Origin of the sequence: Paractinoplanes lichenicola (assembly GCF_016785085.1) — a bacterium.
GTDB lineage: Bacteria > Actinomycetota > Actinomycetes > Mycobacteriales > Micromonosporaceae > Actinoplanes > Actinoplanes lichenicola.
The window spans coordinates 431,217-445,681 of the sequence record NZ_JAENHO010000007.1 but is presented as its reverse complement, the minus strand read 5'-3'; the positions used below and the strand labels follow the sequence as shown (position 1 = coordinate 445,681).

Here is a 14,465-nt window from a genome sequence, read left to right as displayed (position 1 = left end):
GCGTCGCCGTGGCGGGCCCGGGCCCACGATGAACGCATGACCCTCACCACTGCTCCCGAAGCGGCGCCGGGCACCGGCACGGCCGCGGTCGACCTGGACGGCGTGGTCAAGCGTTTCGGCGCGGTGACCGCCGTCGACGGCATCTCCCTGACGATCCGCCCCGGCGAGGTGGTCGCCCTGCTCGGCCCCAACGGCGCCGGCAAGACCACCACGGTCGACATGCTGCTCGGCCTGTCGCAGCCCAGCCAGGGCCGGGTCGCCGTCTACGGCAAACCGCCGGCCGACGCGGTCGCGCTCGGGCTGGTCTCGGCCGTCATGCAGACCGGCGGGCTGCTCAAGGACTACACCGTCGAGGAGACCGTCCGGCTGACCGCGGTGCTGTTCGGCAAGCCCCGCACCGCCGTGACCGAGGCCCTGCGCCGGGCCGGGCTCACCGACATCGGCAAACGGCTGGTCGGCAAGTGCTCCGGCGGGCAGCAGCAACGCCTGCGGTTCGCGATGGCGCTGCTGCCCGACCCGGAACTGCTGATCCTCGACGAGCCCACCACCGGCATGGACGTCGCCGGCCGGCACGAGTTCTGGTCGGCCATCCGCGACGACGCCGCCCGCGGCCGCACCGTCATCTTCGCCACCCACTACCTCGAAGAAGCCGACGCGTACGCCGACCGGGTCGTGTTCGTGCGCCGCGGCCGCATCGTCGCCGACGGCACCGCCGCCGAGGTCAAAGCCCTGGCCGCCGGGCGCACCGTGCGCGCCACCCTGCCCGGCGCCACCGAAGCCGCCCTGGCCGCGATCGGCGGGGTGGACCGGGCCGAGGTCCGCGGCGACACCGTCTACCTGCACGGCAACGACACCGACGAGATCGCCCGCCACCTGCTCACCCGCACCCCCGCCAAGGATCTGGAGATCACCAGCCGGAACCTGGAGGACGCGTTCCTGGCCCTGACGGCCGACGAGGAGACCCCCCGATGACCACCGTCGATCTGCAAGCCCGCAACCTGCCCAAGTTCGGCGGGTTCAGCCCCGGGATGATCCGGCTCGAGCTGCGCCGCATGGTCCGCAACAAACGCACCGTCATCTTCACCCTCGTCATGCCGGCCGTGTTCTTCCTGCTGTTCGGCACCGGCGGCGACTACAAGACCGAACGCGTCGGCGGCGGCAACGTCACCGGCTACATCCTGGTCAGCATGGCCGTCTACGGCGCGATGCTGGCCACCACCAGCGGCGGCGCGATGGTCTCGATCGAACGCGCCGCCGGGTGGAGCCGGCAGCTGCGGCTGACCCCGCTGCGCCCGATCGCCTACATCGCCGTGAAACTGGTCCTCGCCATGACCATCGGCGCGGTGTCGGTGGCCGTCGCGTTCGGGGTCGGCGCGCTCGCGGGGGCGCAGCTGCCGGTCTCCGCCTGGATCCTGTGCGGCCTGCTGGCCTGGGTGTGCGCGCTCGTGTTCGCCGCGTTCGGGCTGTTCATGGGCTACCTGCTGCCCAGCGAGAACGTCATGCAGATCCTCGGCCCGGTGCTGGCCGTCCTGTCGTTCGCGGGCGGGCTGTTCGTGCCCCTGGACGAGCTCGGCCCCACGTTCGCCACCATCGCCAAGTTCACCCCCGTGTACGGGGTGGGGGAGATCGCCCGCTACCCGCTGACCCACGACGGCAACCTGTGGCTGGCCGTGCTCAACGTGCTCGTCTGGACGACCCTGTTCGCGGCGGGCGCGATGTGGCGGTTCCGGCGCGACACGGCCCGCGTGTGACCCGTAAGTTCAGGGGAATGACGAGACCGGCGGGCGGCCCCCCGAGATACGGGTGGCTGTTCGCCGGGCTGTGGCTGTTCTACCTCGGCGGCAACGTCCAAGCCCTGCTCGACCAGCCCGTCATGTATTGGCGGGTGGCCGGGCTGATCGCGGTGGCCGGGTTCGCCGCCGGCTACCTGTACCTGGTCGCCGCGGCCCGGCACATCCGCCGCGGGGCCCGCCCGCCCCGGCACACCGTCCGCACCTGGCTCGGCATCGCCCTCCTACTGGCCCTGTTCGGGCTGCAGGTGCCCGGCGCCGGCGACCAGGCCCTGACCTGCCTCGTCTTCATCGCCGCCCTCGCCATGGTGAGCCTGCCCCTGACCCAGGCCGCACCCCTGGCCCTGATCCTGTTCGGCGTCGCCGAGGCCCTGCCGCCGCTGGTCGACGGGTGGACCGACGGCGGGTACGGGCTCGCCGTGCTGCTGGGCTCGCTTGCCTCGTACGGGTTCCGCGCCGCCTCCGAACGCCAGGCCCGCCTGGTCATCGCCCAGAAAGAGCTCAGTGACCGCGCCGTGGCCGACGAACGGGCCCGCATCGCCGCCGACCTGCACGACATCCTCGGGCACTCGCTGACCGTCGTCACCGTCAAGGCCGAACTGGCCCAGCGGCTGCTCGACGTCGACGTCGACCGGGCTCGCAAAGAGCTCAACGACCTCGAAGGCCTCGCCCGTGACGCGCTCGCCGACGTGCGGGCCACCGCCATGGGCGTACGGGGAATCTCTTTGCCCGGGGAGATCGCGGCCGCCCGCGAAGCCCTGGCCGCGGCGAACGTCGACGCCGACCTGCCCGGCGCCGCCGACGAGGTGCCCAGCCGCAACCGGGAACTGTTCGCCTGGACCCTGCGCGAGGCCGTCACCAACGTCGTGCGGCACAGCGGCGCCCGCCACGTGCGGGTGCGGCTCACCCCGGGCAGCATCGAGATCGCCGACGACGGCACATCTGCCCCCGGTGTCGCCCCGGCCGGTCAGGGCCTGGCCGGGCTGCGCCGGCGCGCCGAAGCCGCCGGAGGCCTGTTCACCGCGGGCGCCCGGGACGACCAGCCCGGCTTCCGGGTCCGCGTGGAGGTACCAACATGATCAAACTGCTGCTCGCCGACGACCAGGCCCTCGTCCGCGGGGCCATGGCCGCCCTGCTCGACATGGAACCCGACCTCAAAGTCGTCGCCGAAGTCGGCCGCGGCGACGAGGTCGTGGCCGCCGCGCTCGCCAGCGAACCCGACGTGGCCCTGCTCGACGTCGAGATGCCCGGCCTCGACGGGGTCGCCGCCGCCCGCGCCCTGCTCGCCGCCCGCCCTGCCGTCCGCGTCCTGATGGTCACCACGTTCGGCCGGGCCGGCTACCTGCGCCAGGCCATGGCCGCCGGCGCCGGCGGGTTCGTCGTCAAGGACACCCCCGCCCGCCAGCTCGCCGACGCCGTCCGCCGCGTCCACGACGGCCTGCGCGTCGTCGACCCCGCCCTGGCCGCCCAATCCCTGGCCCAGGGCGACTCACCCCTGACCGACCGCGAAACCGGCGTCCTGCGCGCCGCCCGCGACGGCGGCACCGTCGCCGACATCGCCCGCGAACTGCACCTGTCCGAAGGCACCGTCCGCAACCACCTGTCCGCCGCCATCGGCAAAACCGGCGCCCGCACCCGAGCCGAAGCCGTCCGCCTCGCCGTGGAGAACGGCTGGCTGCTCACCTAGGCGCCGCCAGGAAGTCGAGCAGCAGCCGGTTGACCGCCGGCGGGTCCTCCAGGCTGGGCAGGTGGCCCGCCCACTCCAGCTCCACGTGCCGCGCGGCGGGCAACCGTACTGCCAGGCCGGCGGCGACGGTGTGGAACTCGGGCAGGTCGTGGGCGCCGGTCAGCAGGAGCGTGGGGGCGGTGATCGAGTCCGGCGACCACTCGGTTTCGAGTTCCTCGACGTCGCCGGCGGCCAGTTGTACCTCGTACGCGTGCCGTTGCATCTCGCCGATGAACGCGCGCACCTCGTCGGTCGCCAGGGGGCCGACGAAAGACGCCAGCATCAGGGCGCTCGCGCCGTCGACGTCGCCGGCTTCGAGAAGCGCGTTCTCCTGGTCCCAGATGGAGCGCAGCCGGGACGTCGGAACGAGCGTCGGCGCGGCCGTGCACAGCAGGGCCAGGGCGGAGACCCGCGACGGCCACCGCGCGGCGATCTCCAGGGCCACCATGCCGCCGCCCGACGAGCCGATCAGCGTCACCGGGCCGTCGCCGGCCAGCTCGAGCGCCTCCGCCGCCACGTCCAGCGGGGACGACGGCACGGGGGAGTCACCGTAGCCGGGCAGATCACAGGCGATGGCCCGATGCGCGGGGAAGGTCAGCGGATCCCACATGCGGCGGTCGCACACCGTCGAATGCAGCAGCAGCAACGCCGGACCGGAACCGTGGGAAACATGGGATAGCGTCATCGACGGGCACGCTACGCGGACACGGCAACGAGGGGAAACGACTTATGGTCACCTTGCAGGACGTCCGGGACGCCGCGAAGCGCATCGAGGGGGCCGCCCACCGCACCCCGGTCCTGCGTTCGCGCACCCTGGACGCTCTGACCGGGGCCGAGGTCCACCTCAAGGCGGAAAACCTGCAACGCGTCGGCGCGTTCAAGTTCCGCGGCGCCTACAACGCCATCCGCAAACTCGCCCCCGACCAGCTGGCGAGGGGCATCGCCGCCTACTCCTCGGGCAACCACGCTCAGGCGGTCGCCCTGTCCGCCCGCGAGCTCGGCACCACCGCGGTGATCGTCATGCCGCAGGACACGCCCCGCTCCAAGCTCGACGCGGTCGCCGGGTACGGCGCCGAGATCCTCACCTACGACCGGTACACCGGCAACCGGGAGGAGATCGGCGCGCGGCTCGCCGCCGAGCGCGGGCTCACGCTGATCCCCCCGTACGAGCACCCCGACGTGATCGCCGGGCAGGGCACCGCCGCCCTCGAGCTGCTGGAGGAGGCCGGCGACCTCGACGCGATCGTCGTGCCGGTCGGCGGGGGCGGGCTGATCGCGGGCAGCGGGGTCGCCGCGAAGGGCCTGCAACCCGGCATCCGGGTCATCGGCGTCGAACCCGAGGCCGGCAACGACACCTACCTGTCCCTGCAGGCCGGTGAGCGGGTCAGCATCCCGGTGCCGCGCACCATCTGCGACGGGCAGGCCGCCCCCGTCCCCGGCGAGCTCACCTTCAGCATCAACCAGCGCCACGTCGACGAGATCGTGCTGGTCAGCGACGCCGAGGTCCGCGACGCGCTGCGCTTCGCCGTCGACCGGCTCAAACTCGTCATGGAACCCAGCGGCGCCACCGGCCTGGCCGCCCTGCTCACCGGCCGCGTCGCCAAGGGCCGCATCGGGGTCGTCATCTCCGGCGGCAACGTCGGCGCGGCCCGTCTGGCCGAGCTACTCGCCTAACACCTTCGCCTCCACCTGCGGGTCCAGCCCGACCTGCGGCCGGTCCGCGCGCTGCGGCACGTCGCCGGGCAGGCCGCGCATCCACGCCCACGTGTCCTCGACCGTCTCGCGCACCGGCCGGCAGACCAACCCTTGCCCGTACGCCTTGGTCACGTCGCCCTGATGCAGGAAGGTGTGCAGTTCGCCGGGCGGCAGATAGATCGGCAGCTGCGACCACGGCTCGATCCCGGCCGCCGCGATCACCGCCGGCTCCACCCACCGCAACTGCGCCCGCCCGCCGGTGACCTCGTTCGCCGTGTCGAGCAGCTCACCCATGGTGGTGTGCCCGGGCACGCTGACCAGATTGAACGCGCCCCCGAGCCGCGACGCCGCCGCGTCGAGCAGGAAGATCGCGAGGTCGCGGGCGTCGATGTACTGCAACCCCAGATCCCGCGGCCCCGGCGCCAGGGTGGGCCCGCCCCGGGCCAGCCGGCCGAGCCACCACGGCAACCGGCCGATGTCCTCGTACGGGCCCAGGATCAGCCCCGCCCGCCCCAGCAGCACCGGACCGTCGAACACGGCCGCACCCAGCTCCCCGCGCAGCTTGTCCCCGGCGTACCCCTCGTCGGCCACGTCGACCAGCGGCGCGTCCTCGGCCTTCTCGTGCTCGGTGCCGGCGTAGACCGACCGGCTCGACACGTACGTGTAATGACCGGCCCGGCCGCTGAGCAGCTCCGCCGTACGCCGGACCGCCTCACCCCGCGCCGACCAGGTGTCCACGACCGCGTCCCACGTGCCCGGCTCCAAAGCGCTCAGGTCACCGAGCCGGTCCCCGGTCAGCGTGGTCACCCCGGCCGGAACGGCGCGCAGGCCCCGGTTGAACACGGTCACGTCATGGCCACGATGCACAGCCTCGTCGGCGACGGCCCGCCCGACGAACCCGGACCCGCCCAGGATCAGCACTCTCATGCCGCGACACTGCCCCGGCCCGTACGGGGAAGGAAAGGTTTTCTCGCTAGGAGCGAAACGCGCGCAAGGCCTCCACGACCAGCGCGTGATCCTCGGCCTGGGGCAGACCCGACACCGTCACCACCCCCACGACCCCGACATCACGGATCCGGATCGGGAACGCACCCCCGTGCGCCGCATAGTCGGCCGGATCCACACCCATGCCCGCATCCAGCTCCTGCCCCTTCGCGGCCAGCCGCCGGCCCACCAGATACGACGACGCCCCGTAACGCTGCACCACGCGGACCTTGCGCTCGATCCACCGGTCGTTGTCGGCCACACTGCCCGCCAGCCCCGCATGGAACAGCTGCTGCTCCCCGCGCCGGATGTCGACCGCCACCGGCAACGCCCGCGCCGTCGCCAGCTCCACCAGCAGGCAGCCCAGCCGCCACGCGTCCGCGTTACTGAACCGGGCCAGCTCGAGCTCGGCCTCCTGGGCCTCCAGCTCGGCGATCAAATCCTGAGTCATGCCCGCATTATGGTCACCGGCGGCGCATCCGCTGCAGCCAGATCCCCAGCGCGGCCAGGGCGATGAAGACCAGCACCGAACAGCACAGCGCCTTGATGAACACGCGCACCCCCGTCTTGGCTAAGGTCGGTACTCGTGCGCCTGGCCACCTTCAACCTGCTGCACGGACGCTCCCTCTCCGACGGCACGGTACACGCCGACCGGCTCGCCGCGGCGATCGCCGACCTCGACGCCGACGTCATCGGCCTGCAGGAGGTCGACAAGGCCCAGCCCCGCAGCGGCCTGCTCGACCTCACCGCCATCGCCGCCGACGCCCTCGGCGCCCACGTCCACCGCTTCGCCGCCGCCGTCGTCGGCACACCGGGGGAGACGTGGCAGCCCTGGCGCAGCGACGACGACAACGAGCACCCCCTGTACGGCATCGCCCTGGTCAGCCGCTACCCGGTGACCCGCTGGCAGATCACCGCCCTGCCCGGCGCCCCCATGCGCTCACCCATCTACGACCCCGACAACGGCCTGCGGCTGCTCAAGGACGAACCCCGCGTGCTGCTCGCCGCCGTCCTCGACACCCCCCGCGGCCCGCTGACCGTGGCCACCACCCACCTGTCCTTCGTGCCCGGCTGGAACCTGCGGCAACTACGCCACGCCGTACGGGCCCTCAGGGGGTTGCCCGCGCCCAGGGTGCTGCTCGGCGACCTCAACATGCCGGCCCGGCCCGTACGGGCGGTCACCGGCTGGCGGCCCCTCGGCAGGGCAGCGACGTTCCCCAGCCCCATGCCCCGCGCGCAACTCGACCACATCCTGGCCGACCCGCGCGGCATCGACCGGCTCGGCCGCGTCGTGCAGGTCGCCACTACCCGCCCGCCGGTCTCCGACCACCTGCCCCTGGTCGTGCAGCTCGACCGTTCTTGAGGCGCAGGAACACGTCTTCGAGACCGTCCTCCGGATCCCACTGCTCGCCGATCTTGCGGAACCCGAACCCGGCGATCGTCGCCCGCGACCCCGCATTGTCGGGCCGGATGCTCGCCCGGACCGCAGTCACCCGCTCGTCGGCGTCGGCCCGCTCCAGCAGCGAACGCAGCATCGCCTTGGCATACCCCCGCCGCCGATACACCGGATCCACCGAATAGGCGACCTCGACCACCCCGTCCGCATCGGGCGGCCCATGAAACCCTCCGTGACCGACAGTTACACCCTCCGGTTCGGCCACCGCGGCCCGCGCGATCCACTCCGCCGCCGCCGGATCGGTTTGGATCTCGCCCAGGCGGACATGCCACAACCAGGCCTCATCCACGAGATACGGGCTCAGCGGGGCACCCGCCGCGGCACTCGCGGCGGCCAGATCACCGGCGATCAACGCGGACAGCGCGACGGGGGAGAGCTGCACGAAACGGATATCCGGCACATGGCAAGGATCACACAGAGTTGCGACCAGCGCCACACATCAGTTGCGCACAACTCAATTGCGCACTACCGTTCTCGGCATGGTCAACCCCAGCGCGCTCGAGCAGATGGTCTGCTTCCAGCTCTACGCCGCCAGCCGCGCCATGACCGGCATCTACCGGCCCCTCCTCGAACCCCACGGGCTGACCTACCCCCAACTGCTCGTCCTGGTCGCCCTCTGGGACAACGGACCCACCACCGTCCGCGACCTCGGCCACCAGCTCCACCTCGACAGCGGCACCCTCTCGCCACTGCTCAAACGCCTCGAAACCGCCGGCCACCTCACCCGCACCCGGGGCAGCGCCGACGAACGCACGGTTCTTATTGAGCTCACCACCTCCGGCCTTGGCCTCCGCGACACCCTGTCCTACATCCCGGCCCGCATCGCCTGCGCCGTCGACCTCACCGAAGCCGAATTCCACCAGCTCATCGACCTGCTCGGCCGCGTCCGCGGCGCCACCCACTAGTCGTTTCACGAAAGGACCACTTCATGTCCGCGCTCTACACCGCCTCCGCCACCGCCAGCGGCGACGGCCGCAACGGCCACGTCCGCTCCAGCGACGGCGTCCTCGACTTCGACCTCGCCGTCCCCAAGGAAATGGGCGGCCCCGGCGGCGCCCTCAGCAACCCCGAACAACTCTTCGCCGCCGGCTACGCCGCCTGCTTCCACAGCGCCCTGAAGCTCGTCGCCCGCAACGAGAAGGTCGACCTGACCGACACAGCCATCACCGTCGACGTCAGCATCAACCCCAAAACCGACGGCACCCCCGGCTTCCAGCTCGCCGCCACCATCGAAGCCGAACTCGCCGGCGTCGACGACGACAAAGCCCTCCAGCTCCTCGAAGCCGCCCACCAGGTCTGCCCCTACAGCAACGCCACCCGCGGCAACATCGAAGTCAAGCTCGCGGTCGCTTAACCCAGCTTGCCCAGCGCGCGGTTCGTACGGTTCGCCCGTACGGCCGCGCGTTGCTGTTCCGCCGTCACCTCGATGTAGTTCTGCGACGTGGCCAGGGAGGCGTGACCCAGCAGGCGCATGATCTCGCTCGCATTGGCGCCGTCCTCCGCCAGCCGCGTGGCGAACGTGTGCCGGAGCGCGTGCAGCTGGGCGCCCTTGGGGACCCGATCGTTGACCCCGGCCCGGCGGTAGCAGGAACTGACCAGGTATTGCAGGCCGCCGCGCTGCAGGGGAGCACCCTTGCGATCCACCATCAGCGCCTCATCAGGGCGCGCACGGCCGAACCGCACCCGCCGGCTGTCTACGTAACGCACCACTACGGCGTCCAGCTCGGGCTCGATCGGGACGGTGCGCGGGCGGCCACCCTTGCCGGCTACCTCTACGCGGCGCTCGCCGGGGCGGCCCAGGAACGAACCGACCCGGAGAGCGAGCAGCTCGGACAGCCTGAGGCCGGCGCACAGGGCCAGCGCCAGGACGGCTACGTCGCGTTCGGGCCAGGGGTCACGTTGGCGGTCGTCGGCCTTACTGACGGCTTCGAGCAGCTGTTCGGGGGTGTCCTCGCCGCGTAAGGGCTTAGGGGAGTGGGCGGCCAGGCGGGGCTTGTCGACTGCCGACATGGGGTTGCCTGCTACCACCTGCTCGGTCACCAGGAACGTGAAGAAGGCGTTCCAGCTCGTCCAGGCCCGGGCTACCGAAGCGGGGGCCCGGGAGCTCGCAAAACGGGCAAAGGCCGAACGCAGCAGCCTGGGGGAGAGGTCACCGAGAGTGACGGGCTCGGGGCCGATCAGGGCGACAATCAAGTTCAAATCCCGCTCGTACGCCTTCAGGGTGTGCACCGACGGCTTGCGGGTGGCGCGGGCCGCCAGAAAGTCCTGGATAAGCTCGCTGACCGAAAAGTCTTGATTGTCATGCATAGGAACTATTATGCATGAATCTGGCGTTCTGGTCGATACGTGGACTATCGTTTTGCCTGCTCAGCGCATAGCTCGCGACGCATCTTGCACTAGTTCGCCCGCAGCGGGCTGTGGACAAAACGCGCCGGTCGTTTCCGCGGCCGCGTGAGCCTGTGGACAACCAGAGCAGGGCCGCTTGACAACAACTAGGGTCGGCACCACGTTTTCCCCGTGGTGGGCGGGGGTTAGGGATGGCCGTACCGCGTCAGTTGATCTTCGGTGGTTGATCTTGGCGACGGGGAAATCCTGACAGGATCGCTCTGGAGAAACTCGAGCTCAAAGCGACTCCCGGTGACACGCGCCGGTGTCCATGAGTCCGCGCTGCGGCTCGCCGTCCCCGGCACGGGCGGCGCGCTTCGCTCGCGCAGCCCGGCGTCGCGTCCCCGAGGGCCGCCGTTCCGAAGATGCCACGCCAATCCAGCGCCGACACGCGAGCGAGGTCTCGGCCAAACCCCGGCACGACAAACCGGACGAATCGCATAACGACCAGAAATCACGTTCCTCGGACCGCCACCACTTCCACGATGATCACTACTACTTGTCATAACGTTGATTAACGACCTGGGATTTGGTCGATGGATCGCTGCAGCCAGACGTAGCCCGGCCATCCAGGATGCTCGCTGGGATCACGCCTTAGCTCCCGGAAACCGTGCGCCGCGTAGAACCGGCCCGCACGCTCGTTCCCGTCCGCGTAAGCCAGCCGCACCGGCTTGTCACCGGCGAGCGCCACCAGTTCCCGCAGCAACGCCGACCCCGCGCCAGACCCCTGCGCCCGCGGCAGCACGTACAGCTTCCACACCACAGCCGCCTCCGCCCGAAGATCAACGTTGCCCACACCCACGGGCCCGGCGTCGTCCTCGGCGATCAGCACCGACGTGAACTCCAGCATTCGCTCGGTGGCCTCCCGGGACCACCAGTTCGCCAGCCCGTGCGCGATGTACTCCGCTCCCGCGAACGCATAAGTCGCCGGCCACGTCTCGTGCCCGATCTGCATGATCGCCGGTACGTCACCCGGTACCGCTGCTCGGATCTTCATAGCCACCATTATCGATGTGACCTGCTCCACTCCCCCTTGTCCGCCACACGCGAGGCGGCGTTGGGTCGGCTCATGGCCCTCATCGCGTACGACAGCGCCGACGTGCGGGCGTTCGAGGCGACCCGGCACCTCCAGGACGACGATCTTGCGAGCTGGCGGGCGGCGATTGTCCGCTACTTCGAGCCCCGCCCGGCGGCCCGGCTGCTGGACCTCGGCTCCGGCACAGGCAGCTGGGCGCAGGCGTTCCGCAGTTGGTGGCCGCAGGTTGAGGTCTCAGCGGTCGAGCCGTCGCCGGCGATGCGGGAGCGGTCGACGGTCGAGCCGGTCCTGCCCGGTTCCGCGAGCGAAATCCCGTACGGGGATGCCAGTCTCGACGCGGTCTGGCTGTCCACGGTCGTTCATCACGTGCCGGACCTGCCCGCCGCGGCCCGTGAGGTCCGGCGGGTTCTCAAGCCGGGCGCCCCGGTGCTGATTCGTTCCGTGTTCGCCGGCCGTCATGAGTCGGTCAGCTTGTTCCGCTGGTTTCCCGAGGCGGTCGCGGTTCTCGACGACCGTTATCCGAGCATCGCCGACGTCGAGGCAGCGTTCGTCCCGGCCGGTTTTGTCGTGGTGGGTTGTGAGCCGGTGCCGCAGGTGACCGCGCCTTCGCTGGCCGACGCGGCGGCTGGTCTGCGGCGTGCGGCCCACACTCCCCTGCAGTTGATCAGTGATGCGGCGTACGCGGCCGGTGTCGCCCGCTTGTCCGAGGCTGCCCGTGCGGATTCGGGGCCGGTGGTCGACGCTTTGGATCTGCTGGTGCTGCGTTAGTGGCTGCCGAGTTCGACGAGCAGGACGCCGGTGATGACGAGGACGATGCCGCCGCCCATCATTTTCGTGAGGGGGTCTTTGAAGGCGGCCCGGGCGATCAGTGCGGTCCCCGCGATGCCGATGGCCGACCAGATCCCGTAGGCGATGCCGATGGGCATGCCTTCTTGCAGGCTGAACGACAGCATGGTGAACGACAGGATGTAGCCGGCGAGGATCGGGGCGATCCATTTCTTGTGGCGCAGGCCTTCGGAGACGCGCAGGGCCATGGTGGCGCTGATCTCGAGGGTGATGGCGAGGCCGAGAAAGAGCCATCTCATGCGGAGGTCTCCTGGTGGCGGGAGAGGAAAAGCTGTCTCATGCGGAGGTCTCCTGGTGGCGGGAGCCGAGTTCGATCATGAGGACGCCGCCGATGATGGCGACGAAGCCGGCGCCCATGAGCCAGGTGAGGGGGTCGTCGAAGACGAGGGCGGCGAGCAGGGCGGTGAGGGCGACGCCGATGGCGGCCCAGATGCCGTAGGCGACGCCGATGGGCATGCCGAGGCGCAGGACGACGGAGATGAGGACGAAGGAGAGGCTGTAGCCGGCGACGACGAGGATGTACCAGGCGGGGTGGTCGATGGCGGCGCGCAGGGCGAGGCTGGCGGTGACTTCGGAGGTGATGGCGGCGGCGAGGGCGGGCCACTTCAGGGCGGGGGCCATGCTCTTACCTTTCCGAACGGGGTCGTTTTCGCAAAGGGAGTGGATCGTGAAGGTGCGATGGATCACCGGGTTCCTGGATTCGCCGGGGCGGGAGGTCGAGGGTTTCTGGCTGGCGGTGACGGGGACGGTGTTGTCGCCGCGCAGGGGTGATTTCGCGACGTTGGTGCCGGCGGGCGGGGATGCGTATCTGCGTGTTCAGGTCCTGAGAGGCTTTCCACCGCGTACGCACCTGGATTTGCATGTCGAGGATGTGCGCTCGGCTGTGGCCGAGGTGGCCGGGTTCGGCGCCATGGTGGTGCTCGACGAGGGTGAGCTGGTGGTGCTGCGCTCCCCCGCCAGTGTGGTGTTCTGCCTGGTGGAGTGGCAGGGCGAGCGGGTGCGGCCGGAGCCGGTGACGTGGCCCGGTGGGCACGTGAGTGCGGTTGATCAGCTGTGTGTGGACGTACCGGGGGACGCTTTTGATCGTGAGGTGGCGTTCTGGTCGGCGGTGACCGGGTGGGAGCGGGCGCCGTCGGATCTGCCGCAGTTCGAGCATCTCGCACGGGGTTCCGGGCTGCCGTTGAAGCTGTTGTTGCAGCGTACGGGGTCGGGTCGGGCGGGTTTGCATGTGGATCTGGCCTGTACGGATGTGGCCGCGGAGGTGCACCGGCATGAGGCGCTGGGGGCGTCGGTGGTGCGGCGGGTGCCTGGTGATTGGACGACGTTGTGTGATCCTTCTGGCCGGGAGTATTGCGTCACCGCCCGGTCGCCTTTGGTTTGCTAGCGTAGGTGGCGGTACCGCAGCAGCGGCTATCCCGGACGAGGACGTGTCGTACCCGGCAGGCAAAGACGACCGCGTGTTAGGTGGTTTGTCGCCATGGCCTGGGCCGTTCTTGTTGTTTCCGGGGTGCTGGAGTCTGTGTGGGCGATCGCTTTGGGCCGGTCGCAGGGTTTCACCCGGCTGACCCCGAGTGTGATTTTCGGGGTGGCGCTGGTGCTGAGCATGGTCGGGCTGGCTTACAGCTTGAAGAGCATTCCCATCGGTACGGGTTATGCCGTGTGGGTCGGTATCGGCGCGGTGGGCACGGCCGTGGCCGGCATGGTGTTCCTGGGCGAGTCGTCGAATGTGCTGCGGATCCTGTCGTTGTTGCTGGTGGTGGCCGGGGTGATCGGTCTCAAGCTGTTCCACTGATCGCGTCGTGGATGACCTGGGCGGTTTCGGCTGGTCGTTCGAGGTGCACCTGGTGGCCGCTGTCGATCTCGATGGCGGTCACTCCGCACAGGTCGGCGTAGCCGGGTGGCACGGCTTTGGAGCGCCGGGCTTTGACCAGTGTCGTCGGGGTGCCGGCGGCGGGGGCGAGCGGTGGGCGGGCCAGTTCGGAGTAGGCGGCGACGGTCATCGGGGTGCTGTGCCGCCACGTCCACACCCCCTTTTCCCGTACGAGGTGTTGGCGCACTTCGTCGTCGATGAGGTCGTGGGCCTGGGGTGGCCAGCCGGCGGCGCGGTCGCGGGCGGCGTCCTCGGGTGTGGGGTAGGCCGGTGGGGTGAGCGCGGCGGTGGCGAGTTGTTCGGCCAGGGCCGGGGGCAGGCCGTGGCCGGGGTCGAGCAGGACGACGTGTTTGACCAGTTCGGGGGCGATCCGGGTGACGTGGACGGCGACGGTGGCGCCGAAGGAGTGGCCGACGAGCACGACCGGGGTGTCGAGGGTGGCGATGACGTCGCGGGCGTGTTGCTCGAGCGTCCACGGTGGGTGGCTGGTGGAGTGGCCGTGGCCGCGCAGGTCGGGTGCGTGGATGCGCAGGCCGTGTTCGGCGAGGCGGCGGAATCGGCGGCCGTGGCCTGTGAGACCGTGCAGCGCCACGATCGAGGGGCCGTCGCCGTAGTGATGGACGTGCAACACGCCGTCAGGGTAGCCCCGGTGTGTGGTTTTGTCGGGGGCACCTGAT

General features: G+C 70.5%; 20 protein-coding genes. 11 read left to right on the top strand and 9 right to left on the bottom strand.

The features are described 5' to 3' along the window. Positions 1 to 36 precede the first annotated feature (36 nt). From JKJ07_RS26435 to JKJ07_RS26420, 4 genes are read left to right on the top strand one after another with little or no spacing between them, the layout of a single operon-like run. Positions 37 to 972: an ABC transporter ATP-binding protein gene (locus tag JKJ07_RS26435; protein ID WP_202994459.1), complete on the top strand. Its 936-nt coding sequence runs from the start codon at positions 37 to 39 to the stop codon at positions 970 to 972. Further along, the gene (locus JKJ07_RS26430) at positions 969 to 1,751 is read left to right on the top strand and encodes an ABC transporter permease (protein WP_202994458.1); all 783 of its coding nucleotides are present in this window, start codon (positions 969 to 971) and stop codon (positions 1,749 to 1,751) included. The genes JKJ07_RS26435 and JKJ07_RS26430 overlap by 4 nt, the downstream gene beginning before the upstream one ends. A gap of 17 nt (positions 1,752 to 1,768) precedes the next feature. Next, a complete protein-coding gene (locus tag JKJ07_RS26425; RefSeq protein ID WP_202994457.1) occupies positions 1,769 to 2,869 on the top strand; it encodes a sensor histidine kinase in 1,101 nt (366 codons plus the stop codon). After that, on the top strand, positions 2,866 to 3,477 hold the full coding sequence (locus JKJ07_RS26420) for a response regulator transcription factor (RefSeq protein ID WP_202994456.1): 612 nt from the start codon (positions 2,866 to 2,868) through the stop codon (positions 3,475 to 3,477). The genes JKJ07_RS26425 and JKJ07_RS26420 overlap by 4 nt, the downstream gene beginning before the upstream one ends. On the opposite strand, the gene JKJ07_RS26415 is transcribed toward JKJ07_RS26420, so the two are convergent. Then, complete coding sequence (locus JKJ07_RS26415; RefSeq protein ID WP_202994455.1) at positions 3,470 to 4,201, bottom strand: alpha/beta fold hydrolase; 732 nt, start codon at positions 4,199 to 4,201, stop codon at positions 3,470 to 3,472. The genes JKJ07_RS26420 and JKJ07_RS26415 overlap by 8 nt on opposite strands. Positions 4,202 to 4,245: 44 nt before the next feature. Here JKJ07_RS26415 and JKJ07_RS26410 point away from each other — a divergent pair, with 44 nt between their 5' ends. After that, the gene (locus JKJ07_RS26410; RefSeq protein ID WP_202994454.1) at positions 4,246 to 5,190 is read left to right on the top strand and encodes a pyridoxal-phosphate dependent enzyme; all 945 of its coding nucleotides are present in this window, start codon (positions 4,246 to 4,248) and stop codon (positions 5,188 to 5,190) included. Here the strand turns inward: JKJ07_RS26410 and JKJ07_RS26405 are convergent. Both JKJ07_RS26405 and JKJ07_RS26400 read right to left on the bottom strand, forming a co-directional pair. Continuing rightward, positions 5,179 to 6,138 (bottom strand): NAD-dependent epimerase/dehydratase family protein, encoded by a 960-nt coding sequence (locus tag JKJ07_RS26405; protein ID WP_202994453.1) that lies wholly within the window; start codon positions 6,136 to 6,138, stop codon positions 5,179 to 5,181. The two genes, JKJ07_RS26410 and JKJ07_RS26405, sit on opposite strands and share 12 nt — an antisense overlap. A 46-nt stretch (positions 6,139 to 6,184) precedes the next feature. Then, complete coding sequence (locus JKJ07_RS26400) at positions 6,185 to 6,646, bottom strand: heme-degrading domain-containing protein (RefSeq protein WP_202994452.1); 462 nt, start codon at positions 6,644 to 6,646, stop codon at positions 6,185 to 6,187. Positions 6,647 to 6,781: 135 nt separating this feature from the next. Between JKJ07_RS26400 and JKJ07_RS26395 the strand changes: the two genes are divergently transcribed. Then, positions 6,782 to 7,558 (top strand): endonuclease/exonuclease/phosphatase family protein, encoded by a 777-nt coding sequence (locus tag JKJ07_RS26395; protein WP_202994451.1) that lies wholly within the window; start codon positions 6,782 to 6,784, stop codon positions 7,556 to 7,558. On the opposite strand, the gene JKJ07_RS26390 is transcribed toward JKJ07_RS26395, so the two are convergent. Next, entirely contained in the window at positions 7,500 to 8,051 is a 552-nt protein-coding gene (locus JKJ07_RS26390; RefSeq protein ID WP_202994450.1) for a GNAT family N-acetyltransferase, read from the bottom strand. The genes JKJ07_RS26395 and JKJ07_RS26390 overlap by 59 nt on opposite strands. A 79-nt stretch (positions 8,052 to 8,130) precedes the next feature. Between JKJ07_RS26390 and JKJ07_RS26385 the strand changes: the two genes are divergently transcribed. Further along, positions 8,131 to 8,556 carry a MarR family winged helix-turn-helix transcriptional regulator gene (locus JKJ07_RS26385; protein ID WP_202994449.1) on the top strand — a complete coding sequence of 142 codons (426 nt, stop codon included), beginning with the start codon at positions 8,131 to 8,133 and terminating at the stop codon, positions 8,554 to 8,556. A 23-nt stretch (positions 8,557 to 8,579) separates the two neighbouring features. Then, the gene (locus JKJ07_RS26380) at positions 8,580 to 9,005 is read left to right on the top strand and encodes an organic hydroperoxide resistance protein (RefSeq protein ID WP_202994448.1); all 426 of its coding nucleotides are present in this window, start codon (positions 8,580 to 8,582) and stop codon (positions 9,003 to 9,005) included. On the opposite strand, the gene JKJ07_RS26375 is transcribed toward JKJ07_RS26380, so the two are convergent. Beyond that, positions 9,002 to 9,958, bottom strand: a complete 957-nt coding sequence (locus JKJ07_RS26375; RefSeq protein WP_202994447.1) for a tyrosine-type recombinase/integrase — start codon at positions 9,956 to 9,958, stop codon at positions 9,002 to 9,004. The genes JKJ07_RS26380 and JKJ07_RS26375 overlap by 4 nt on opposite strands. Before the next feature lie 592 nt (positions 9,959 to 10,550). Continuing rightward, positions 10,551 to 11,033 (bottom strand): GNAT family N-acetyltransferase, encoded by a 483-nt coding sequence (locus JKJ07_RS26370; protein WP_202994446.1) that lies wholly within the window; start codon positions 11,031 to 11,033, stop codon positions 10,551 to 10,553. Positions 11,034 to 11,105: 72 nt separating this feature from the next. Here JKJ07_RS26370 and JKJ07_RS26365 point away from each other — a divergent pair, with 72 nt between their 5' ends. Continuing rightward, complete coding sequence (locus JKJ07_RS26365) at positions 11,106 to 11,840, top strand: class I SAM-dependent methyltransferase (RefSeq protein WP_202994445.1); 735 nt, start codon at positions 11,106 to 11,108, stop codon at positions 11,838 to 11,840. On the opposite strand, the gene JKJ07_RS26360 is transcribed toward JKJ07_RS26365, so the two are convergent. Both JKJ07_RS26360 and JKJ07_RS26355 read right to left on the bottom strand, forming a co-directional pair. After that, entirely contained in the window at positions 11,837 to 12,157 is a 321-nt protein-coding gene (locus JKJ07_RS26360; protein ID WP_202994444.1) for a DMT family transporter, read from the bottom strand. The genes JKJ07_RS26365 and JKJ07_RS26360 overlap by 4 nt on opposite strands. A gap of 37 nt (positions 12,158 to 12,194) precedes the next feature. Next, positions 12,195 to 12,539 carry a DMT family transporter gene (locus JKJ07_RS26355; protein WP_202994443.1) on the bottom strand — a complete coding sequence of 115 codons (345 nt, stop codon included), beginning with the start codon at positions 12,537 to 12,539 and terminating at the stop codon, positions 12,195 to 12,197. Positions 12,540 to 12,585: 46 nt separating this feature from the next. Between JKJ07_RS26355 and JKJ07_RS26350 the strand changes: the two genes are divergently transcribed. Both JKJ07_RS26350 and sugE read left to right on the top strand, forming a co-directional pair. Further along, positions 12,586 to 13,302 (top strand): VOC family protein, encoded by a 717-nt coding sequence (locus JKJ07_RS26350; protein ID WP_202994442.1) that lies wholly within the window; start codon positions 12,586 to 12,588, stop codon positions 13,300 to 13,302. A gap of 93 nt (positions 13,303 to 13,395) precedes the next feature. Next, positions 13,396 to 13,710 carry a quaternary ammonium compound efflux SMR transporter SugE gene (gene sugE, locus JKJ07_RS26345; RefSeq protein WP_202994441.1) on the top strand — a complete coding sequence of 105 codons (315 nt, stop codon included), beginning with the start codon at positions 13,396 to 13,398 and terminating at the stop codon, positions 13,708 to 13,710. On the opposite strand, the gene JKJ07_RS26340 is transcribed toward sugE, so the two are convergent. Continuing rightward, a complete protein-coding gene (locus JKJ07_RS26340) occupies positions 13,694 to 14,419 on the bottom strand; it encodes an alpha/beta fold hydrolase (RefSeq protein ID WP_202994440.1) in 726 nt (241 codons plus the stop codon). The genes sugE and JKJ07_RS26340 overlap by 17 nt on opposite strands. Positions 14,420 to 14,465 lie beyond the last annotated feature (46 nt).